Origin of the sequence: Streptomyces sp. AC550_RSS872 (assembly GCF_019049285.1) — a bacterium.
Classification (GTDB): domain Bacteria; phylum Actinomycetota; class Actinomycetes; order Streptomycetales; family Streptomycetaceae; genus Streptomyces.
In genome coordinates this window covers 37,585-60,099 of sequence record NZ_JAGMUL010000015.1, presented here as the reverse complement: position 1 = coordinate 60,099, position 22,515 = coordinate 37,585, and the positions used below count along the sequence as shown (strand labels likewise).

At 72.0% G+C, this 22,515-nt stretch carries 13 protein-coding genes and 1 pseudogene; 7 read left to right on the top strand and 7 right to left on the bottom strand.

The genetic code is table 11. From position 1 onward, the window contains the following. The first annotated feature begins 76 nt into the window (after positions 1 to 76). Both ctaD and KUM44_RS45150 read left to right on the top strand, forming a co-directional pair. The gene (gene ctaD, locus KUM44_RS06575; protein WP_374202017.1) at positions 77 to 1,705 is read left to right on the top strand and encodes a cytochrome c oxidase subunit I; all 1,629 of its coding nucleotides are present in this window, start codon (positions 77 to 79) and stop codon (positions 1,703 to 1,705) included. Beyond that, the gene (locus KUM44_RS45150) at positions 1,702 to 2,025 is read left to right on the top strand and encodes a hypothetical protein (RefSeq protein WP_308402509.1); all 324 of its coding nucleotides are present in this window, start codon (positions 1,702 to 1,704) and stop codon (positions 2,023 to 2,025) included. The genes ctaD and KUM44_RS45150 overlap by 4 nt, the downstream gene beginning before the upstream one ends. Here KUM44_RS45150 and KUM44_RS45145 read toward each other — a convergent pair. Further along, positions 2,003 to 2,215 (bottom strand): annotated as a pseudogene (locus KUM44_RS45145) (ricin-type beta-trefoil lectin domain protein); the annotation flags it as partial. The gene KUM44_RS45150 and the pseudogene KUM44_RS45145 overlap by 23 nt on opposite strands. A 106-nt stretch (positions 2,216 to 2,321) precedes the next feature. On the opposite strand from KUM44_RS45145, the gene KUM44_RS06565 reads away from it, so the two are divergent. Beyond that, entirely contained in the window at positions 2,322 to 3,533 is a 1,212-nt protein-coding gene (locus KUM44_RS06565; RefSeq protein WP_217207044.1) for a glycosyltransferase, read from the top strand. Positions 3,534 to 3,569: 36 nt separating this feature from the next. Here the strand turns inward: KUM44_RS06565 and KUM44_RS06560 are convergent, their stop codons facing one another. After that, positions 3,570 to 4,232, bottom strand: coding sequence for a TetR/AcrR family transcriptional regulator (locus KUM44_RS06560; protein ID WP_217206810.1), 663 nt, complete (start codon positions 4,230 to 4,232; stop codon positions 3,570 to 3,572). A gap of 170 nt (positions 4,233 to 4,402) precedes the next feature. On the opposite strand from KUM44_RS06560, the gene KUM44_RS06555 reads away from it, so the two are divergent. After that, entirely contained in the window at positions 4,403 to 5,656 is a 1,254-nt protein-coding gene (locus tag KUM44_RS06555) for a YncE family protein (protein ID WP_217206809.1), read from the top strand. On the opposite strand, the gene KUM44_RS06550 is transcribed toward KUM44_RS06555, so the two are convergent. The 4 genes from KUM44_RS06550 to KUM44_RS06535 form a co-directional block, all read right to left on the bottom strand. Continuing rightward, positions 5,657 to 6,856 (bottom strand): glycosyltransferase, encoded by a 1,200-nt coding sequence (locus tag KUM44_RS06550; protein ID WP_217206808.1) that lies wholly within the window; start codon positions 6,854 to 6,856, stop codon positions 5,657 to 5,659. Continuing rightward, entirely contained in the window at positions 6,853 to 7,641 is a 789-nt protein-coding gene (locus KUM44_RS06545; protein ID WP_217206807.1) for a MerR family transcriptional regulator, read from the bottom strand. Before KUM44_RS06545 ends, KUM44_RS06550 begins: the two co-directional genes overlap by 4 nt. A gap of 64 nt (positions 7,642 to 7,705) precedes the next feature. Beyond that, complete coding sequence (locus tag KUM44_RS06540; RefSeq protein ID WP_217206806.1) at positions 7,706 to 9,565, bottom strand: cellulase family glycosylhydrolase; 1,860 nt, start codon at positions 9,563 to 9,565, stop codon at positions 7,706 to 7,708. 253 nt (positions 9,566 to 9,818) lie between these two features. Then, a complete protein-coding gene (locus KUM44_RS06535) occupies positions 9,819 to 17,843 on the bottom strand; it encodes a type I polyketide synthase (protein ID WP_217206805.1) in 8,025 nt (2,674 codons plus the stop codon). 255 nt (positions 17,844 to 18,098) lie between these two features. On the opposite strand from KUM44_RS06535, the gene KUM44_RS06530 reads away from it, so the two are divergent. Then, a complete protein-coding gene (locus KUM44_RS06530; RefSeq protein ID WP_217206804.1) occupies positions 18,099 to 19,223 on the top strand; it encodes an XdhC/CoxI family protein in 1,125 nt (374 codons plus the stop codon). Between the two features lie 20 nt (positions 19,224 to 19,243). On the opposite strand, the gene KUM44_RS06525 is transcribed toward KUM44_RS06530, so the two are convergent. Continuing rightward, entirely contained in the window at positions 19,244 to 19,768 is a 525-nt protein-coding gene (locus tag KUM44_RS06525) for a metallophosphoesterase (protein ID WP_217206803.1), read from the bottom strand. Positions 19,769 to 19,960: 192 nt separating this feature from the next. On the opposite strand from KUM44_RS06525, the gene KUM44_RS06520 reads away from it, so the two are divergent. Together KUM44_RS06520 and rfbC are read left to right on the top strand one after the other, a co-directional pair. Continuing rightward, a complete protein-coding gene (locus KUM44_RS06520; protein ID WP_217206802.1) occupies positions 19,961 to 21,895 on the top strand; it encodes a glycosyltransferase in 1,935 nt (644 codons plus the stop codon). Between the two features lie 4 nt (positions 21,896 to 21,899). Beyond that, the gene (rfbC, locus tag KUM44_RS06515) at positions 21,900 to 22,502 is read left to right on the top strand and encodes a dTDP-4-dehydrorhamnose 3,5-epimerase (protein ID WP_217206801.1); all 603 of its coding nucleotides are present in this window, start codon (positions 21,900 to 21,902) and stop codon (positions 22,500 to 22,502) included. Positions 22,503 to 22,515: the final 13 nt, after the last annotated feature.

The window sequence follows — 22,515 nt, the reverse complement described above, 5'->3', positions numbered from 1 at the left end:
CGTCACACCCGTCTCCGTGATTCTTGTCGCGTCCCCCGAGTGTGACGTCCGGGTGGGCCGCGGACACAGGCGGGGCGTGAAGAGGATCAGAAACATCAGGAGCGTCCGAGCCGTGCAGTGGCTGACCACCACGGATCACAAGACGATCGGAACGCTCTATTTGGTCACGTCGTTCGCGTTCTTCTGCCTCGGTGGCGTGATGGCGCTGCTCATGCGCGCCGAGCTCGCCCGGCCCGGTCTGCACATCATGTCGAACGAGCAGTTCAACCAGGCGTTCACGATGCACGGCACGATCATGCTGCTGATGTTCGCGACGCCGCTGTTCGCCGGCTTCGCGAACTGGATCATGCCGCTCCAGATCGGCGCCCCCGACGTCGCCTTCCCGCGGCTGAACATGTTCGCCTACTGGCTCTACCTGTTCGGCTCGCTCATCGCGGTCGGCGGCTTCCTCACCCCGCAGGGTGCGGCCGACTTCGGCTGGTTCGCCTATGCCCCGCTGTCCGACGCCGTCCGCAGCCCGGGGGTGGGTGCCGACATGTGGATCATGGGCTTGGCGCTCTCCGGCTTCGGCACGATTCTCGGTTCGGTCAACTTCATCACGACGATCATCTGTATGCGCGCCCCGGGCATGACCATGTTCCGCATGCCGATCTTCACCTGGAACGTGCTGCTGACCGGGGTGCTGGTCCTGCTCGCCTTCCCCGTCCTCGCGGCGGCGCTGTTCGCGCTGGAGGCGGACCGCAAGTTCGGCGCGCAGGTCTTCGACGCGGCCAACGGAGGAGCACTGCTGTGGCAGCACCTTTTCTGGTTCTTCGGCCACCCGGAGGTCTACATCATCGCGTTGCCGTTCTTCGGCATCATCAGTGAGGTCATCCCGGTCTTCTCCCGCAAGCCGATGTTCGGCTACATGGGTCTGATCGCGGCGACCATCGCGATCGCGGGTCTGTCGGTGACGGTGTGGGCGCACCACATGTACGTCACCGGAGGCGTCCTCCTGCCGTTCTTCTCCTTCATGACGTTCCTCATCGCCGTACCGACCGGCGTGAAGTTCTTCAACTGGATCGGCACGATGTGGAACGGCTCGTTGTCCTTCGAGACCCCCATGCTCTGGGCCCTGGGATTCCTCGTCACCTTCGTCTTCGGCGGCCTCACGGGAGTCATGCTCGCCTCACCACCGCTGGACTTCCCGACCTCCGACTCGTATTTCGTGGTGGCCCACTTCCACTACGTCATCTTCGGCACGGTGGTGTTCGCGATGTTCTCCGGATTCCACTTCTGGTGGCCGAAGTTCACGGGCAGGATGCTCGACGAGCGCCTCGGCAAGATGACCTTCTGGACGCTGTTCATCGGCTTCCACGGCACCTTCCTGGTCCAGCACTGGCTGGGCGTGAACGGAATGCAGCGTCGCATTCCCGACTATCTGGCCGTGGAAGGCTTCACGACGCTCAACACCCTCTCGACCGTCTTCTCGTTCGTGCTCGGCGCCTCGCTGCTGCCGTTCTTCTACAACGTCTGGAAGACCGCGAAATACGGCCGGAAGGTCGAGGCCGACGACCCGTGGGGTTACGGCCGCTCGCTGGAATGGGCGACGTCCTGCCCTCCCCCGCGCCACAACTTCCTGACGCTGCCCCGGATTCGCTCCGAGTCGCCCGCGTTCGACCTGCACCGCACTCCGACTCCGGAAAGGGAGCTGACGTCCCTGTGAGCATCACGGACAAGTTCCTGAACGACGTCGAAGGACATCTGCTGCTCGTCGCGACCCGCGAGGAAGGCCGTACGGCCGCGGCACGGTTCAGCGCGCCGCTGTACTGGCTGACGGAGGGGCAGCGAGACGAGGTGGAGCGGCGGTTCGAGGCGGAGTACCTCGCACTCGCCCGCGCCTCCTGGCGGCGCACGGCGGCGCGTGCCGGAGGAGTGCGGGACGAGTACGAGGCGCGCTACCGCGATCTGCGGCGCCGTCTGCTGGCCGGCTGGCTGCTGACCTGCGCCGTGGCCTTCGGCGTCCTTGTCCTGTGTCTCGCCTAGGCCCGGGCCAGCTCACCGTCCACTTCTGGTTGTCCTGGCCGTTGCAGTCCCAGATGACGACCCGGGTGCCGTTGGTGGTGCCGCGGTTGCAGGCGTCGAAGCACTTGTCGCCGTAGACCACGAGCTCCTTGCGGGTGCTGTTGTACTGCCGGACCTGGTTCTGCCCGGCAGTGCAGTCCCGCAGTTGGGCGAGGGCGAAGTCAACGGATGGGACGCAGCTCTAATCACCCGCGCTCACGCGCCGTTCCCCTTCCGTGTCGCGCGCCGCCATACTGACGGACGTGCGCGTAGCGATCATGACGGCGGGCTCCCGGGGCGATGTCGCCCCCTACACCGGACTCGGGCTCGCCCTGTCCCGGGCCGGACACGAGGTCACCCTGGTCACGCACGGCTGCTTCGAGCGGCTGGTCGCGGGATCAGGCGTCCGCTTCCATCCGATACCGCTGGACCCACGGGCGGAACTGGAATCGGCTCGCGGTCGAAGCCTGCACCGCAGCGCGAGCGGGCTGGGCAAGCTGGTCCGCGTGGTGGGGCTGGCGCGGGCCCTGGCCGGCCGGCTGACGGACGACTTGCTGGCCGCGGCGCGGGACAGTGACGTCCTGCTCCTGGCAGGTTCCACGGCTCCGCTGGGGCACGCCATCGCCGAGGGACTGTCGCTCCCGAGCCTCGATGTCCCTCTGCAACCCCTCGCGCCCACCCGGGAGTTCGGGCCGCCGATGCTCGGCGGCGGCTCCTGGGGCGCCGTCGGCAACCGGGCCGCGGGGCATGTGGTGAGCCTCGCCATCGACCGCGTCTTCTCGGCGGCCGTACCGGACGCACGCGTCCGCCTGGGACTGCCGCCCCGCAGGCCACGCACCCCACACAGGCACCGCGCACTGCACGGTTACAGCTCCCTGGTGGTGCCCAGGCCGCGTGACTGGCCGCCGCACCTGGAGGTGACGGGTTACTGGTGGCCGTACGACGGTGCAGCGCAACTCCCTTCCGAGCTACGGGAGTTCCTCGATGCGGGGCCGCCGCCGGTCTTCGTGGGCCTGGGCAGCGCGACCGTGCCCGATCCCGCGCGGCTGAGCGGCGAGGTGGTGCGCGCCCTGCGCCGGGCCGGGCTGCGCACGGTGATCCAGCGGGGCTGGGGCGGTCTGGAGGCCGTCGGGGACGACGTCCTGACCATCGACGAGGTGCCGCACTCCGCGCTGTTCCCGCGGATGGCCGCCGTGATCCACCACTGCGGCGCGGGCACGACGGCGGCCGGACTGCGCGCCGGGGTGCCAGCCGTGCCCGTGCCGGTCCAGTTCGACGAGGGCTTCTGGGCCGGCCGTCTGGTCGCCCTCGGCGTGGCACCCCGAGCTGTGCCGCTCAGGAAGTTCACGGCCGACGCCCTGGCGGACGCCGTCCGGCGGGCGACCACCGATCCGTCCTTCGGCCGCCGCGCCCGCGACCTCGCCGACGGGTTGCGGGCCGAGGACGGCGTCGCGCCCGTCCTCGACGCGGTGAACCGGCTTAGCGGCTGAACCGCCCGGGCCGGCGACGTCACCGGCCGATGCCCTTCAGGACCCGGCGAGCCGAGCGTCCGTCGGCTGGAGGATGCCGAGGAGGATGCGGACCAGTTCGTCGACGACCTCGTCGAGGGTGGCGTCCACCCATCCGGCGCTCCAGTCGTGCAGCAGCCCGTTGACGCTGCCGATGAACGCGGTCACGGCGATCCGGTAGTCGCGCGGCGCCGCCTCCCCGCGCGCCACGGCGGACGCCACCTCGGCACAGACGAGCTCGACCCAACGGGCACGGCGCGCGAGGCGCTGTTCCTCCAGTCGTGGACTGACGCCGATGATCTCGACGAACGTGATGCGGATGCGGCGCGGGTCGGCGGTGACGTTCGCGGCGTAGGCGCGGAAGATCGCGGTGGCGCGGTCGGCGAGCGGGAGGTGCTGCGCCTCGGCCGCAGCGGTCAGGGTGGCCTCCTCGGCCCACGCGTTGACCTCCAGGTGGAGAGCGGCCAGCACGTCCTCCAGGGCGCGGAACTCCTCGTAGAACTGACGGGTCGACAGGCCGGCGGCCTCGCTCAGTGCCGCGACGGTCGTGCCCCGGTAGCCGGGGCTGTCGCCGAAGAGCCGGAGCGCCGCGTCCAGGAAGCGTCGCCGCCGCTCGGCCTGACGCTCCGCGGCCGACTTGCCGCCGTAGCGGCCGGTGGGCGCCTTGATCCTGCCCGTCACGCTGTCCTCCCAGCACCTTGCCGACCCCGACAGCCAATTTTGTCGTGTACGCAGTCTTGTGGAGAAGGGCACCCCCTCCTTACTTTTCAGTAAGTTGATTCTGAAAGCGCACGTGTTCAGATTCTCCCTCCCCTCTCGGAGGACTCCCAACTCAGAGGAAGAGAGCAGTCATGCCTGCCATCAGAACCAGGCACCTGTGCTCCGTGGCCGCCGCCCTCGCCCTGACCGTCGCCGCCCCCGCCACCGCCGCCACCGCCGCCGGCTCCTCCGCCGCGGCCCTGCGCGAGGTGATGTTCGTCGGCAACAACTGGGACGGCACCGCCGATGTCATCAAGTCCTCCGGGGACTTCGGGAAGATCGGCCGGATCGACGTCATCCCCGACAAGGACGAGCGGATGGCGCAGATCAACGCCGATCCGATCAAGTGGATCTACTTCATGGCGATCCGCAACAGCGTCGGTGAGGGCCACGACCAGTTCGTCGACGACATGTACTCCACGCCGGACGGCAGGTCCGTGGTCGTCTCGCGCCCCAGCTTCGCGGACGTCGTGTCCCTCGACCTCGCCACGGGGGCCGTCAACTGGCGCTTCCCGGTGTCCGGTTACCGCGCCGACCACATGGCGGTCTCCCCCGACGGCAAGCGGGTCGCGGTGTCGGCGTCGACCTCCAACACCGTGCATGTGCTGGACATCGGCACAGGGAGGGAACTGGGCAGGTTCGCCACCGGCGCGAAGCCGCACGAGAACATCTTCACGCAGGACGGCAAGTACATCTATAACATGGCGATCGGCGACGTGAACACGCAGACCGACGCCCCCTGGCTGGACTGGACGAAGGGCGACCGGCGTATCACCGTCGTCGACGCGACCACGTACCAGCAGGTCAAGGTCATCGACATGCGCCCGAAACTGGACGCGCTCGGGCTGACGGACTACTCCGACGCGGTCCGGCCGGCCGTGTTCTCGCCGGACGAGTCGAAGCTGTACTTCCAGGTGTCGTTCTTCAACGGCTTCTTCGAGTACGACCTGGCGACCGACAAGATCACCCGCACGAAGACCCTGCCGAAGAACCCGGCGACCAGCGACGACCGCACCACGTTCGTCAACGACTCACGCCACCACGGCCTTTCGATGAGCCCCGACGGCAGCAAGCTCTGTGTCGCGGGCACGATGGACGACTACGCCACCGTCGTGAACCGCACCACCCTCCAGGAGGGCCCACTCGTCACCGCCTCCAAGCCCTACTGGGCCACGGTCAGCGGGGACGGCAAGTCCTGCGTGGTCTCCGAGAGCGGCACCGACCAGGTCACGGCCATCGACTTCGCCACGGGCCGCAAGCAGGTGTCCGTCCCGGTCGGCGACCACCCGCAGCGGGTCCGGCTGGGCCATGTCCCGGCCGACTGGACGAGTCCATCGGCCGGTTGATCAGCCCAGGGCTTTCAGCACCGCGCCCACCCCGTCCTCGGTCGCCATGTGCCGCGCGGCGACCGAGGCGGCACGGGCGTACGTCTGACGCCGTACGGCCTGCGCGAGCGCGTCGGCGAGCCGCTCGGCGGTGAGGGACGCGAAGGGGACCGGTGCGGTGGCCGCGCCGATCGACGCCAGCCGTCCGGCCCAGAACGGCTGGTCCGCCGTGACCGGCACCGGGATCGCGGGGGCTCCGGCGCGCAGGGCCGCCGCAGAGGTGCCCGCCCCGGCGTGATGGACCACCGCGGCGACCCTCGGGAACAGCAGCGCATGCGGTACGTCGCCGATGGTCAGGACGTCGTCGCCGTCGGCCGCGAGCCCGGCGCTGCCCGACTGCACGATGCCGCGCAGCCCGGCCCGGCGCAGCGCCTGGACGGCGATCTCGCTCAGCCGCTCCCCGTGCCCGGCCGCCATGCTGCCGAAGCCGATGAACACCGGGCGCGCTCCCGCCGCGAGGAAGTCCTCCACCTCGCCGGGCAGCCGACGGTCCGGGGCGACGTACGGCCACCACGTGCCGACGACGTGGAGTCCCGCGCGCCAGTCGGACGGGCGCGGCACCAGCGCCGTACTGAAGCCGTGCAGGACGGGCCGGTGTGCCCGCTCCTGTCGGCGGCGCGTCTCGGCCGGACCCAGCGCCGGCAGGTCCAGGCGGCGGCGCAGCTCGGTCACGGCCTCGGTGTAGACGCGGTCGGCCATGCGCAGCGCGATATGCCCGGCGGCGCGGTTGCCGAGGCGGCCCAGGGAGCGGCTGCCCATGACGTTGGGCGGGAAGTCGCCGGTGGGGGCGGTCGGTTGGAGGTAGGTGCCGATCGTCCGGATGCCCAGGGCCTCGGCCACGTGCCAGCCGAGCGGAGCCGTGGTGGCCGACAGCAGGAGCAGCTCCGTGCCGGGGTCCACCGCGTCGGCGAATCCCTGACCGAGCTCGGTGACGAACGCGGCGGCGGTGCGCATCAGTTCACGTCTGCTCACGACTCCGCCCTGGGCCTGCGGGCGGCTGGGCAGACTCCTGAACCCCAGGCCGGCCTCTCGTACAAGGGGCGCGAAGGCGTCGGTCGTCGCCAGGGTGACGTCGTGCCCGGCCTCGCGCAGGCCCGCTCCCAGGCCCGTGTACGGAGCCACGTCACCTCGCGATCCGGCGGCGGCGATCAGGATCCTCATCTGTCCTCCTCACGGTGCGCCCGGCGGGCCGCGTTCGCGTGCACGGCCTTGCAGACATAGGCGGCGAGGCCCGGCCGCTGCTGCGACGGCGGTACGACGAGCGCGAAGGCGCGCGGATCGGCGGCGAAGTCGTCCGCGATGCGCCGGTGCATGTCGGGCGGACAGGTGGTGAACCAGCGGGCGATGTGCAGCCGGTGCTCCTCCGCGAGATCCATGGCCCGGTCGCCGTCGGCGGGCTCCCGCTCGTCGAAGGCCGCGAGCAGTTCCACGCGCCAGGCTGCGGCCTCGCCCATGAGCTGCCGCCAGTCCTCCTTGGTGTGGGCCGCGGCGCGGGCCATCGACTCCTGGTGCCCGGCCGAGTGCTGCCACTTGAGCTGGGCCTCGGTGGCGTAGGAGAGGTCGAAGGTGATCTCGCCGAAGACCTCGAAGCGCTCCTCGGGTGTCAGCTCGACGCCCGTCCGGCGGACCTCGATCGCCTGCTCGGCCACCTCGGCCAGCCGCTGGAGGCGGCCGATCTCCTCGCTCAACTGCCGCAGGCGGGCCCGGAGGTGGTCCACGGCGTTCGCCTGCGGGTCCTTGAGGATCTCGGCGATCTCGTCGAGGGAGAAGCCGAGTTCACGGTAGAAGAGGATCTGCTGGAGCCGGGCCAGGTCTGTGTCGTCATACAGCCGGTAACCGGCGCCGCTGCGACCGCTGGGCGAGAGGAGTCCCGCCCGGTCGTAGTGGTGCAGCGTGCGCACGGTCACCCCGGCGAAGGCCGAGACCTGCCCCACGGAATAGCTCATTCACCTGCCCTTTCGTCGGGTACAGCGTGCAGCCTGACGTAAGGGGAGGGTCAAACGGCGGTTCTTATCCGGCGTTCTGCGCGGCCCACGCGGAGAGCTCGGACCGTGCGGCGTTCAGCAGGGCGGTCGAGGGCGCGGTCGCCCCGTTGGTCACCAGCGCGTAGTGCAGGACCCCGGAGTCGGTGTCGGTGAGCAGGAGCCGGCGGCTTCCCGTACCGCCGGGTTCCGCGGCCACGCCGACCGGGGTCGTCGAGGTGTACGACGGCGGCGAGTTCACAGTGCCCAGGTCGGAGACCACCGTGGTGGACCCGCTCGGGAAGGACGCCGGGAGGTGCAGCTCGGTCGGGGCCGTGCCGCTGTTCGAGCGCCACACCAGCAGCCCGTACTGGCCCGATCCCACCAGCTGCGCGACGTTCGGCATGGAGCTGGGCACCGGGTTCCAGGTCAGGGTCGTCGAGCCGTCCCGTGAGCGGTCCTCGTAGGTGAAGGCGACCGTCGTGCCGGAGGTGGCGCTCGGGTAGATCCGGTCGAGCAGCCGGGCGTCCTGCCGCAGCGCCGGCGTGCCCGAGTCGTCGAGGCGTACGGCGGACAGGTCCTCGCCGTTCCAGGCGTCGCCGTCGGTCTGCGCCTTGTCCGGGTTGTCGTTCATCAGCTCGTGGTGGCGGCCGTTGTAGATGTCCCACTGCCACTGGGAGCCGGAGAGGACGGGGCCGGAGCCCGCCGGATTCGACCACCAACTCGCGCCCTTCACACGGGAGTCGAGGGCCTGGTACATCGCCTTGTAGACGGTCGGCGCCTTGTCGGAGACGTTTCCGGTGAGCGGGTGCCCGAACTCGCTGATGATCGCGGCCGTCCCGGTGGCGGAGGCGCGGTCGCGGACGGTCCCGAAGTCGCCGACGTACTGTCCGTCCTGGGCCTTGCCCCACATGAAGACGCCGGAGATGGCCTTCTGGTCGTAGAAGTGGGTGTTGAAGACGTAGCGCGGGCCGAGCGTACCCGCGTCCAGGAGTCCGCCCTCCTCCTTCTGGAAGTCGATGTTGGCGTTCCAGAAGAGGTTCGGCTCGACGAAGGCCGGCTTGGTCTGCCAGCCCGCCGCGTCCATGCGGGCGCGGAACCTGACGTAGAAGGGCCACAGCACGTCCTTCTCCCACGTCCGGCTGGTCTGGCCGGAGTCGTAGGTGCCGGCGTGGGGTTCGTTCCACGGGTCGAACCCGACGACGCCGGCGAACTGGGCGGTGGTGAGGTTCTGCTTCAGGTACGTCATCGTCTTCTGGGCGGTGTCGAGGAAGGCATCCTGGAGGCCGTACTCGTTGTGCCAGAAGTCGTAGGTGGACTGCTTCACGGCCTCGTTGGAGGTGATGTTCTGGCCCCAGAACGGGCAGATCCCGCAGTATTCGTCGGGGTAGTTCCCGAGGTCGACCGCCCACTTGGGGGCGCCGTCGCCGGTGTACCAGCTGTCGGGGTCGAACAGCCAGCGGGAGTAGAGGTCCTGGTGGAAGTCGGGGTACACGCGGATCCCGGCGTCCAGGAAGGCGCGTATCTGGTCGGTGGCCTTCGTGAGGTAGGCGGTGTCGACCTGGCCTCGTACGGGTTCCGCGTAGGCCCAGGACAGCAGGAAGCGGACCGAGTTGCCGCCGCCAAGGGCGCGCAGCGCGGTCGCGGACTTCTTCGCGTCGGCGGTCGAAGCGAAGGGCAGGCCGTTGTTCTCCTTCAGTTTCGTCTCGCCGGAGACGTTGTAGCCGCGCAGCACGACCTCGCGGCCGTTGCCGTCGACGAAGCGGCCGTTCTGCACGGTGAGCGGGGTTTCGTCGAACCAGAGGGAGTCGGGGAGGGTGGCGGCGGTGGCGGGAGAGGGGCCCGCCACCGACAGGGATCCGAAGAGGACGACCAGGACAACCAGTAGACGCGCCCGAATGTTCGGCATGTCCACTACAGTCCGGTGATGTCAGGACACAGTCAACACCCCTGACCCTTCAGTAAGTTCCTTCTCAATCAGTTCAGTTACCCACTCTGCGCGTCACGTTCAACAGGTATTCCTTCCGGCTCAGCGGACTGAGGTCGGTACGTCGACGCTCGGGGAGCGCGCCGCGCGAGGCGGGCGCGACATGGGCGAGGATCCCGAGGGTGACGACGGGTCCTGCGCAGTGCAGCAGGGCCGCCCCTGCGCAGGCAATCGATCAACGCTCAACGACCCCTGCTGCGAACGTCCGGATCGCCGTTGCCGTCGTCTCCGCGTGTTCCTGCATCATCGTCAGGTGGTCGCCCGGGACGTCCACGACGTCGTGTTCCGTCGGCCAGGACGTCCGCCAGTCGTCCGCGTCCGTGGAGGCCGCCATCGCGGGCGTGGGCCGCAGCGCGCGCACCAGGAGCGTGGGCGTGGTGACCGGCTCGGGATCCCAGCCGAGGAAGATCCGGTTGTAGGCGCCCATCGCGGCCAGGGCGGTGTCGTCGTCCCCGGTGAGGACGGGCCGTCCGGTGTCCTGCGGTGGCGGGGCGGCCAGGGACAGCAGCCAGTCCTTGCCGCTGTTGCCGAGTGTGATGTGGTACGTGTCCAGCAGGACCAGGCCCCTCGGCGCCCGGCCCATACCCTCCAACTCGTGGGCCACCAGGTGCGCCACATTGCCGCCCGCCGACCGTCCTACGACCACGAAGGGCCCGTCCCCGACGTGCCGCAGCACGCTCTCGGCCTGCGTACGCGCCAGCGCGGCACGGTCCTCCGGGACGGCGGCGCCGGCGCCTATACCCGGGTGCGGGAACTCCAGGACCTGCATGGCGTCCGGATCCTTCTCGAAGGCGCGGTGGAACCGCGGGAACTCTCCGCCGTCCGAGGCGAGCGAGGGATGGTAGGCAGGGAAGTAGACGATGGTCGGGCTTCCGGAGCCGGGCCGGCCGTGGGTGCGGCGGATCGGGGGCAGGGCGTGCTCATGGCCTCGGGCGGCCGGGAAGGTGGGCAGCGCCCAGGACGCGGTGACGAGCAGGTGCATCGCCGCCACCGGTTGCCCGGAGGCACTGACCGTCCGGAACAGCGAGGAGAGGGTGTACGTCGGCCGCTCCGCCTCGGTGGTGGGCTCGGTGGTGGGCTCGGGGGCGTCCAGGGCGGCCGGTTCGCCGTCCAGCAGACCGAGTAGATGGCGGGCCAGTTCCTCGGCCGTCCGGTGCTCGAACACCGCTGCCGCCGACAGCCGCAGTCCCAGCCCCAGGCTCAGCTGGTTGCGGAGCTGTACGGCGGTGAGGGAGTCGAAGCCCAGGTCGGCGAGGCTCTTGCCGGCCGGGAGCGCGTCGGCGTGCGGGTAGCCGAGGACCGCTGCCACATCGGCCCGCAGCAGGGCCACCAGCGCCGCCTCCCGCTCACCCGGGGCTGTCCGGGCCAGCCGCTTGCGCCACTCCCCCGCCTCGGCCGTCCGCCCAGGAGACCCGACCGAGCCGGAGGCGGTCGCCGCGGCGGTCGGCCGGCCGGGACGGACGAGGCCGCGCAACGGCGCCGGCAGGTGCCCCGCGCCGGAACGCGGCGCCGCCCGGTCCAGCAGGATCGGCGCCAGGACCGGCTCCCTCGAACGCAGGGCCGCGTCGAACAGGGCCAGCCCCTGCCGGATGGACAGCGGCACGAGCAACTCCCTGGCCTGTGGGCGCTGTTGGAGCTGCCCGGCCGCCATGCCTGCGGCGTGCTCCCAGGGGCCCCACGCCAGCGACAGCGTGGGCAGTCCTTCGGCGGCGCGGCGGTGGGCGAGGGCGTCGAGGAAGGAGTTCGCGGCCGCGTAGTTGCCCTGGCCCGCCCGGCCCAGCAGACCGGAGACGGAGGAGAACATGACGAACGCCGAAAGTCCCATGTCACGGGTCAGTTCGTGCAGATGCCACGCCGCGTCGGCCTTGGGCCGCAGCACGGCCGCCATCCGCTCGGGGGTCAGCGAGTCCAGCACGCCGTCGTCGAGCACTCCGGCGGCGTGCACCACGGCGCCCAGCGGCGGCTCGCAGCCCTGGACGACCTCGGCCAGCGCGGCTCGGTCGGCCGCGTCACAGGCGACGATGCCGACCCGCGCGCCCAACTCCTCCAGTGCACCGCGCAGTTCCCGGGCCCCGGGTGCCTGCGGCCCACGGCGGCCGGTCAGCAGCAGATGCCGTACGCCGTGTTCGACGACCAGGTGACGGGCCAGTTGCGCGCCCAGCGCACCGGTGCCTCCGGTGATCAGCACCGTGCCGTCCGCGTCGAGCCCGGCCCCGGTGTCCGAGGTGTCGCCAGCCAACGCCAGTCGCGGGACCGTCACCTGCCCGTCCCGTATCCGCAGTTGCGGCTCGCCGGTGGCGACCGCCGACGCGAGGATCCGCAGCGACTCGGGCCGTCCGTCCACATCCACCAGGACGACACGACCGGGCAGCTCCGACTGTGCCGCACGCACCAGCCCCCAGACCGCGGCACCCGCCAGATCCGGCACCGGCGCGGTGGCGTCCCGCGTCACCACGACCAGCCGTGAGCCCGCCGTGCCCGGATCGTCCTGCCAGTCCTGGAGCACCTTGAGCACGCTGCCGGTCAACTCGTGCACGGCGGACAGCGGATCGGAGCCGATGACAGAGGCAGACGCAGAGGCGGTAACGGCTGTGACAGCTACGAACTCCAGGTTCGGTGCGTCGGACAGGAACTCGGCGAGGTTCAACTCGTCCGGCCCGCGCACGGCGCAGGCGCGGTCCTCCGCACCGCCCGGGAGTTCGAGAGCAACCCAGTCAGGGCGCAACAGTGCCCTTCGTGCGATGCCGTCCGTCCCCTCGCCGGTCATGTCGGCCTGGCCGGCCGGGAGTTCCCTGGTGGCCAGTGACTCCACGCGCGCCACGAGCCGACCGGACGGGTCGGACATCGTCACCGAGACCGTGTCCGGGCCCGTCGAGGTCACCCTGACCCGCAACCGTGTGGCCCCCGAGGCATGCAGGTTGACACCGCTCCACGCGAACGGCACCCGCACCGCGCTCACGTCAGCGGGGCCTGCCAGGAGCGGCGCGTGCAACGCGGCGTCGAACAGCGCCGGGTGGAGCCCGAAGCGGCCCGCTTCCGCGGCCTGCGACGCGGGCAGTCGCACCTCCGCGAAGACGTCGTCGCCGCGCCGCCACAGCGCGCCGACTCCCTGGAAGGCGGGCCCGTAGGTCAGCCCGGCATCGGCGAGGGCGGTGTACGCGTCGGTGAGGTCCACCGCCTCGGCGTCCCGCGGCGGCCACGGGTCCGGTTCGCTCTCCGCCGCCGCCCGCCCGAGGCCCAGTTGACCGGTGACGTTCCGGGTCCACGGAGTGTCCTCGTCGGACTCCTCCGGCCGCGAGTAGAGGTCGAGCGACCGTCGTCCCGAGTCCTCCCGCGCACCCACGACGACCTGTACCCGCACCCCCGCGGAACCGGGCAGGGCCAGCGGCGTCAGCATCACGAGGTCGTCGACCGCGGCGCAGCCCACCTCGTCGCCCGCCCGCACGGCCATCTCCACGAACACCGTCGCCGGCACGATCACCCGCCCGGCGACGACATGGTCCGCGAGCCACGGGTGTGCCGCGAGGGACAACACCCCGGTCAGCACGGTCCGTTCGGTGTCCGGCACCGAGAACGCCGGACCCAGCAGCGGACCGGCGTCGGCGGCCGTCGGGGGCGGTGCGTCCAGCCAGTACCGCTGCCGCTGGAAGGCGTATGTCGGCAGATCCACCCGCCGCGCGCCGGACCGGGCGTACACCGCCCTCCAGTCGACAGCGGCCCCGGCCACATGCAGCCGCGCCACGGCCGACAGGAGGGTTTCCGGTTCGTACGCACCGCCTCGCGTGGCCACCGCGAGCACGGCGCCGCTCGTGGACGCGTCGGTCAGGGAGTCGGTGGCCGCGGCGGTGAGGGCGGGAGCGGGACCGAGTTCCAGGTAGGCGGAGATCCCGTCGTCCGCGAGCCGCCGCACGGCGTCGGCGAAGCGCACGGGGAGCCGGGCCTGCCGCGTCCAGTACTCGGGCGAGCACAGCTCGGCGGGCTCGGCGAGCCTGCCCGTCACGGTGGAGACGACGGGGACACGTGGCGGGCGGAAGGTCAACTGTCCTGCCACGGCCCGGAGTTCTTCGAGCATCGGGTCCATGAGAGGCGAGTGGAAGGCGTGGCTCACCCGTAGCCGCACAGCCTTGCGACCGCGGGCCTCGAAGCGCGCCGCGGCCGCGCGCACCGCGTCCCGCTCGCCCGAGATCACCACCGTGCGGGGCCCGTTGACGGCAGCGATGGCCACCTGCGTCCCGAACTCCGTGAGCACGGTGGCCGCTTCCTTCTCGGTCGCCTCCAGCGCCGCCATCGCGCCGCCGTCGGGCAGTGCCCGCATCAGCCGGCCGCGAGCGGCGACGAGCGTGGCCGCGTCGGGGAGATCGAGTACACCGGCGACGTGCGCGGCGGCCAGTTCACCGACGGAGTGGCCCACGAGGCGGTCGGCGCGTACGCCCCACGACTCCAGCAGCCGGAAGAGCGCGACCTCGAAGGCGAAGAGTCCGGCCTGCGTGAAGTCCGTACGGTCCAGGACGGCCGCTTCCGGTGATCCCGGCTCGGCGGACAGCACCGCGCTCAGCGGCTGTGGGAGACGGTCGTCCAGATGTCGGCAGACGTCGTCGAAGGTTTCGGCGAAGACGGGGAAGGCAGCGTGCAGTTCGGCGCCCATCCGGGGGCGCTGGGCGCCTTGTCCGGTGAACAGGAAGGCCGTACGGATCGCCGGGTCCGCCAGTCCTCGGACGACTCCCGGTGCGTCGCGGCCCTGCGCGAGCGCGGTCAGCGCCTCCAGCATCCGCGTCCGGTCACCGGCCGGCACGATCGCCCGGTGGGAGAGGGCGGAGCGCGACACCGCGAGCGCGTACGCGATGTCGGCGGTCGACGCGGTCGACAGGGCCGGCCCGTTCGCCACTTCGGCCGCGAGGCGTTGGGCCTGGGCGCGCAGGGCGGGTTCGTCGGCGGCGGAGAACAGCCAGGGAACGGGCGGCGCGGCGGCCGTGTCCTGGGGGCCCACCGGCTTCTCGGCCCCCGGTGCCTCCTCCAGGATCACATGCGCGTTGGTCCCGCCGATCCCGAAGGCCGAGACGCCGGCACGCCGCGGCCGGCCCGAGGACGGCCAGGGCCGGGGCTCGGTCAGCAGTTCCACCCGGCCCGAGGACCAGTCGACGTGCGGTGTGGGCGGGTCGGCGTGCAGGGTCCGCGGCAGGGTGCCGTGCCGCATGGCCTGCACCGTCTTGATGACGCCGGCGACTCCGGCCGCCGCCTGGGTGTGCCCGAGGTTGGACTTGACCGACCCCAGCCACAGCGGCTCGGTACGATCCTGCCCGTACGTGGCCAGCAGGGCCTGCGCCTCGATGGGGTCGCCGAGCCGGGTTCCCGTGCCGTGTGCCTCCACCACGTCCACGTCACCGGCGCGCAGCCCCGCGTCCGCCAGCGCCTGGGTGATGAGCCGCTGCTGGGCCGGTCCGTGGGGTGCGGTGAGCCCGTTGGAGGCGCCGTCCGAGTTGACCGCCGAACCGCGGAGTACGGCCAGGACGGGGTGGCCGCAGCGCCGCGCGTCGGACAACCGCTCCAGCAGGACGAGTCCCACGCCCTCGCCCCAGGCCGTGCCGTCGGCCGCCGCCGAGAAGGACTTGCAGCGCCCGTCCGCCGACAACCCGCGCTGCCGGCTGAAGGCGAGGAACGACCTGGGCGTCGCCATCACCGTGACCCCGCCGGCCAGCGCCAGCGAGCACTCGCCCGAGCGCAGCGCCCGCGCCGCCCAGTGCAGCGCCACGAGCGAGGACGAACAGGCGGTGTCGACGGTGATCGCGGGTCCGCGCAGGCCGTACACATAGGAGATCCGCCCGGAGGCAACGCTGCCCGTCGAGCCCAGACCCAGGTGCGCCTCCAGCTCGTGGGGGCGGGTGAGGCGGGTGGCGTAGTCGTCGTACATCACGCCGACGAAGACACCGGTGTCGCTCTCGCGCACCGACTCCGGGTCGATCCCGGCCCGCTCCCACACCTCCCAGGAGGTCTCCAGCAGCAGCCGTTGCTGCGGATCCATCGCGAGCGCCTCGCGCGGCGAGATCCCGAACAGCCCGGCGTCGAACTCCGCGGCCCGGTGCAGGAATCCGCCGTGCCGCGTGTACGAGGCGCCGATCCGGTCGGGATCGGGGTCGTACAGGGCGTCCAGGTCCCAGCCGCGGTCGGTGGGGAACTCCGTGATGGCGTCCCGGCCCTGCGCCACCAACTCCCAGAGGCCCTCGGGGGAGTTGACGTCGCCCGGGTACCGGCAGCCCATGGCGACGATGGCGACGGGATCGTCGTCGTCGGACGTCCGGCCCGGTCCGCCGTACGCCTGCGGGCGTGTCTCAGGCTCGCTCTCGAAGAGGGCGGCGCGCAGGTACCGGGCGGCCTCGGCCGGTGTCGGATGGTCGAAGACCAGTGTCGCAGGCAGCGTCAGTCCGGTCAGCGCACCGAGCCGCTCGACCAGCTCGACCACGCCGACGGACGTCATGCCGAGATCGGCGAACGGGCTGTCCGCGTCGGGCAGATCGCCCGGCGTGTACCGGCAGACGTCGGCCGTCTCGGCGAGCACCGTCGCGCGGAGCGCGCGCTCCTGGTCGGCGGTCGCGAGGGTGAGGAGCCGCTCGCGCAGGGCGGTGGCGGTAAAGGCGGGGGCGGTGTCGGCCGCGGCCGGAGCGGGGACGACCACCTGATGGCGGGCGATCTTGCCGGACGCGGTGCGCGGGACGGCGGCGATCTCGTGTATCCCGGCCGGCACCTTGTGGCCGGCCAGCCGGGTACGGCACTCGGCGAGCACCCGCCGCGGGTCGAGCCCGTCCGGGCCCGGTACGACGAAGGCGACCGGGACCTCGCCGAGCACGTCGTGCGGGGCGCCCACGACCACGGCGTCGGACACGCCGGGGCACTGCGCCAGGACCTGTTCGATCTCCGTCGGGTGGATGTTCTCGCCGCCGCGGATGATCAGTTCGCTGACCCGGCCGGTGATCCGGAGATGGCCGTGCTCGACGCGGCGGCCGAGGTCACCGGTGCGGTACCAGCCGTCCCGCAGCGCGGCGGCCGTCGCCTCGGGTTGCCGGTGGTATCCGGTCATCAGGCCCGGCGAACGCACCCAGACCTCGCCCTCGGCGCCGTCCCGGGCGTCCTCGCCGCTACCCGGATCGACGACACGTATGTCCACGCCGGGTATGGGCGGCCCGCAGGAACCGTCGATCCGGGGTCCCCCGGGACGGCTGACCGCGATCACTCCGCAGGTCTCGGTGCTGCCGTACGCGTCGAGCAGCGGCGCCCCCAGGGTGTCCGCGACGGCCGCGCGCAGCGCGGGACCGCTCGGCGCACCCGCCACGACACACAACCGCAGGGCCCGCGCGGGCTCGCCGGGCGCGTCGATCAGCCGGTGATACGTCGTGGGCACGCCGCCCAGCAGGGTGAACGGCCCGCCGAGCGTCTCGTACGCCGTGGCCAGTTCCTGCCGGAGACCGCCGGGCGGCAGCAGGTCACCGGCGATGCGGGCGCTCGCGCCGACGGCCGTCACGCCGAGGATGGCCAGCGAGTGGCTGAAGCTGTGGAACAGCGGAAGCGGCCAGAGCAGCCGGTCGTCGGGCGAGAGGCCGAGGATCGGGGCGTAGCAGGCGGCCACGGACCACAGCGCGGCCCGCTGCGTGGACAGCACGCCCTTGGGCCGGTGGGTGGTACCGGACGTGTACAGCATCCAGGCCGGTTCATCGAGCCCGAGCAGGTCGATCTCCGCGGACCCGCCGTCGCTCTCGGCCACGCTCTCGAACAGCCGGATGTCGCCGTCCGGTATCGGGCCACCCCCCGCGACCAGCACGCCCAGGCCGTCGTACGGCCGTCCCAGGCGCCGCAGCTGTGCGAGGTGCGCGGCGTCGGTGATGACGTGGGCGACGCCGCTGTCCTGGAGGAAGTGGGCCAGTTCGGCGTCGGAGGACCGCGGATCGAGCGGGACGCCGACCATCCCGGCCCGCAGCACGGCCAGGCAACTCTCCACCGTCTCCACGCGGTTGCCGAGGCAGATCGCGACTCGGTCGCCGCGGCGCAGTCCCGTCCGGGTGAGATACCCGGCGAGCGCGCGGGTGCGGCGGTCCAGCTCGGCGTAGGTGACGCCGCGCGAGGAGTCGGCGTACGCGATGCGTCGCGCCGCCGATTCGGCGTGCTCCTTCAACAGCTCCGGCACCGGCCGGACCAGCTCGTCACGTCTCATGCCCCCGCCTTCCAATTCCCTGCCCATGCAGCGATGTTGAGCCTACGTGGACGCCCGGCTCGCTCGCGGACCCAGGACAGCACGCGGCAGTTCACATGAGGGTGGTGTCGGCCCAGCCCTGGTTGGTGTGGCTGGCCGCCGAGCACCTCCGCACCTGCCGAGGACCCATGTCGCACCAGGTCGAACTTCGCTTCCGCAAGGTCGATACTGCTGTAAGCGGCCGCTTCGACCGCCTGTGAGGAGGTGCCCACGACCATGCGTGACATCCTCCCGGTGATCGCCCCCTGGTACGCGGCGGGCCTGCCGTTCGGGCTCGCCACCGTGGTCGCCACCAGCCGCAGCGCCCCGCGTGACCCGGGGGCCGCGATGGCGGTGGGCCCGGACGACGAGGTGGTCGGCAGTGTGTCGGGCGGCTGTGTCGAGGGGGCCGTGTTCGAGCTCGCGCAGGAGGTGGTGGCGAGCGGCGAGGCCCGGCTGGAGACCTTCGGGTACAGCGACGAGGACGCGTTCGCGGTCGGGCTGACCTGCGGCGGCGAGATCACCCTGCTCGTGCGGCCCGTCACGGCCCGCTCGGACCCCTCCTTCGGCGAGGTCGCCGAGTCGGTCGCGGCGGGCCGGCCGGTGACCGTGGCGACGGTGACCGGCGGGCCCGCGCCGGGCGGGGCGACGCTCGCCGTGTGGCCGGACCGGGTCGCCGGCACCCTCGGCGCCGCGGGCCTCGACCTCGCGGTGACCGCCGACGCGCGCGGCGAACTCGCCCTCGGCGCCACGGGCCTCAGACACTACGGCCCGCACGGCGAGCGCCGCGAGGACGAGGTCGGCGTCTTCCTGCACTCCTTCGCACCGCCGCCGCGCATGCTGGTGTTCGGCGCGATCGACTACGCCGCCGCGGTCGCCCGCATCGGCGACTTCCTCGGCTACCGGGTCACGGTGTGCGACGCCCGCCCGGTCTTCGCCACGCCGAAACGCTTTCCGGAGGGCGTCGAGGTGATCGCGGACTGGCCGCACCGCTACCTGAGCGGCACCGACACCGACGAACGCACGGTGATCTGCGTGCTCACCCACGATCCGAAGTTCGACGTCCCGCTCCTCGAAGAGGCGCTGCGTCGCCCGGCGGCGTACATCGGGGCGATGGGCAGCCGCCGTACCCACGACGAGCGCATGCGTCGGCTGGTCGAAGCCGGGCTGGGCGAGGGCGAGTTGGCCCGGCTGCGTTCCCCCGTCGGGCTCGACCTCGGCGCCCGTACGCCCGAGGAGGTCGCCGTGTCCGTCGCCGCCGAGATCGTCGCCCTGCGCTGGGGAGGCAGCGGCACCCCGCTGACGGCGACCTCCGGCGCCATCCACCCGCGGGGTGCGGGGGCTTCTTCGACCCGGCGCTGAACGCCCGCGGGCGGCTCGCGTCAGGGTGTGTCGGCCGCGGAGGGGTTTCGCGCAGGCAGCCGGTGCAGTTCCACGTCCGTGAGGCGGCCGTCGGTCACGGTCGCGGTCATGTAGGTGCAGTGAGGCCGGCGACGGCGGTCGGTCGGGGAACCCGGGTTGAGCAGGCGCAGGCCGGTGGGGGCCGTGGTGTCCCAGGGGATGTGGCTGTGGCCGAACACCAGCACGTCGAGGTCGGGGAAGCGGGCGGCGCACCGCGTCTCGCGGCCCTGGGCGGGCCCGGTCTCGTGGACCACGCCGAAGCGCAGGCCGTCCAGCTCGACGTACGCCACCTCGGGGAGCCGTGCGCGCAGGTCCGGACCGTCGTTGTTGCCGTGGACGCCGACCAGCCGGGCGCAGCGGCTCTCCAGCAGGTCGAGCGTGGCCGTGTCGACCCAGTCCCCGGCGTGGAACACCACGTCGGCGCGCGGGAGTTCGGCGAGCAGTGCCTCGGGCAGCGCTTTGGCGCGCTTGGGCAGGTGGGTGTCGGACATCAGCAGCAGGCGCACGCCGCCAGGCTACCGGCGTGGGCGATCTTCGGCCGGTTCTCCACGCCCAGGGGGTGTTTTTGAAAGTCCCGCACAGCACGCGCGGCCTCGCTCGTTGAGCCGTGGACAAAAGGCGTGACAGGGTTAGGATTTGGCCACGAACGCCGTAATCCGACGTAAACGCCCAGCGACCCCTAGGGGGCTCGGAGACCGATGCCGGTCAAGGTCAGCGTGGTCGTCCCCGTGTACAACCCCGGGGTTTATGTCGAGGACTGCATCGCATCCCTGCTTCGGCAGTCGCTGCCGCCGGACGAGTACGAAGTGATCTTCGTCGACGACGGTTCCACCGACGGCACACCCGCCCGGCTCGACGCCCTCGCCGCCGCGGAACCCCGGGTGACCGTCGTTCACCAGGACAACTCCGGCTGGTCGGGCAAGCCCCGCAACGTCGGCATCGCCGCCGCCCGGGGCGAGTACGTGATGTTCGTCGACAACGACGACCACGTCGGCGACGAGGCCCTGGAGCGGATGTACGACTACGGCGTGGCCAACGGCGCCGATGTCGTCGTCGGCAAGATGGCCGGCAAGCGCCGCGGGGTGCCGGTGGAGCTGTTCCGCCGCAACCACCCGCGCGCCACCGTCGCCGACGCGCCCCTGATCGACAGCCTCACCCCGCACAAGATGTTCCGCCGCGCCTTCCTCGACGACATCGGCCTGCGCTTCCCCGAGGGCAGACGACGGCTGGAGGACCACGTCTTCGTCACGGAGGCCTATCTGCGCGCGAGCAACGTCTCGGTGCTCAGCGACTACGTCTGCTACTACCACGTCCGCCGCGACGACGCCTCGAACGCCGGTTTCCAGCGCTTCGACCCCGGCGGGTACTTCAAGAACCTCCGGGAGGCCCTGGACGTCGTCGAGCGGTACACCGAGCCGGGCCCGCTGCGGGATCGGCTCCTGCGGCGCTGGCTGCGCGTGGAGATGGTCGAGCGCCTGCGCGGGCGGCGCCTCCTCGCCCTCCCGCCCGACTATCGCCGGGACCTTTTCGAGGAGATCCACCAGGTCGTCGTCGAACGCTTCGGGCCCGGCGTGGCGGCCGGGCTCCAGCCGACGCAGCAGGTCGTCGCCGCGCTGATCGCCGCGGACCGGTACGACGACGTCGAGGCCTTCGCCGAGTGGGAGGCCGCCATCGCCCTCACGGCCGTCCCCGAGCGCGTGGCCTGGGAGGACGGCACACTGCGGGTCGCGTTCACCGCCGAGTACGCCGTCGCCGGCCGGCCGATGACCTTCGCCGCCGGCACGGCCCGCACACCTCTGGACGGCCCGCCCGAGAACCTGGACGCGGCCGTCGCCTGGGTGGACGCCGACACCGTGGCCCGGTTCGGCAAGGCCACCGCCGACCTGCTGGTGCGCGAGCGCGCCAGTGCCGCCCAGTACTTCCAGCGGGTGGATCTCACCCGGGAGGAGGTGCCGGCCGGCGAGGACGGCAGCGTCCGTCTGCTGCTGCGCGCGACCGCCACCGTCGACCCCGCCGCCCTCACCGGCGCCGGCCTGTGGGACGCCTTCGTCCGCGTGAAGCTGGGCGGCTGGACCAAGGAGTGCCGCCTGGGCCCCGCCCCGCGAGCGAACCGCCCGAGCCCGTACGCCGCCGTGGCCGCCGGCCATGTGGTCCTCCCCTACTGGACCTCACCGCACGCGAACCTCGCCCTGGACGTCGACCGCGCGACCCACCGCGTAGGCCTGGGCGCCATCGAGCCGGACGGCGTCACGGTCGAGGGCGGCCGACTGCGCGCGCTGCTGCCCCTGCACGTCCCAGACGAAGGCACCGACCTGTCGCTCCGTCTCACCTCGTCCGGCACCGCCCATGACGTGCCCGCCGGCCTGTCCCCGCACGGATCCGGGGCGCTGCTGGACGCCGTGCTGCCCCCCGGCGAGCTACGGGGAGCGACCTGGCGGGCGGCGCTCGGCACGCCGGGGCCGCGCTACCTCACGCTGCCGTTCGCGGTGCGGGCGGGGGCCGGCGGAGTGCGCGTGGTGCGGGCCCCTCGGCCCAGTGCGCTGCGGCGCCTCGTCCGCAGGGCGCGGCGCAGGCTCGGTACGGCCCTGGGACGAACGGCGGCCCGCGTGCGCGCCAGGGCCCGGAGGAGGTGACGGCATGCGGTCCCTCGGCATCGAAGGGGCCTGGGCGCTGGAGCCCAAGGTCTTCCCGGACGACCGGGGCAGCTTCCACGAGTGGTACCGCGGCACGGAGTTCCGCGAGGCCACCGGCTACGACCTGGCTTTGGCCCAGGCCAACTGCTCGGTCTCCCGCCGGGGCGTCCTGCGCGGCGTGCACTTCTCGGACGTACCTCCCGGCCAGGCCAAGTACATCACCTGTGTGCGCGGCACCGTCCTCGACGTGGTCGTCGACATCCGCGTCGGCTCCCCCACGTTCGGCCGCTGGGAGGCCATGCGCCTGGACGACACCGGCCACCACGCCGCGTTCCTCGCGGAAGGCCTCGGCCACGCCTTCACGGCCCTCACCGACGACGCCACCGTGATCTACCTGTGCTCGACGGGCTACGCCCCCGAGCGCGAGCACGGCCTGGACCCGCTGGACCCGGAGCTGGGCATCGCCTGGCCCGGGCACATCGCGCCCGTACTGTCCCCCAAGGATGCACAGGCTCCGTCACTGGCCGAGGCACGAGAAACCGGGCTGCTCCCGACATACGAGGCCTGTGCGGCGCGCTACCAGCAGTTGCGAGACGGTCGCGCCTGACGCGGGGATCGGC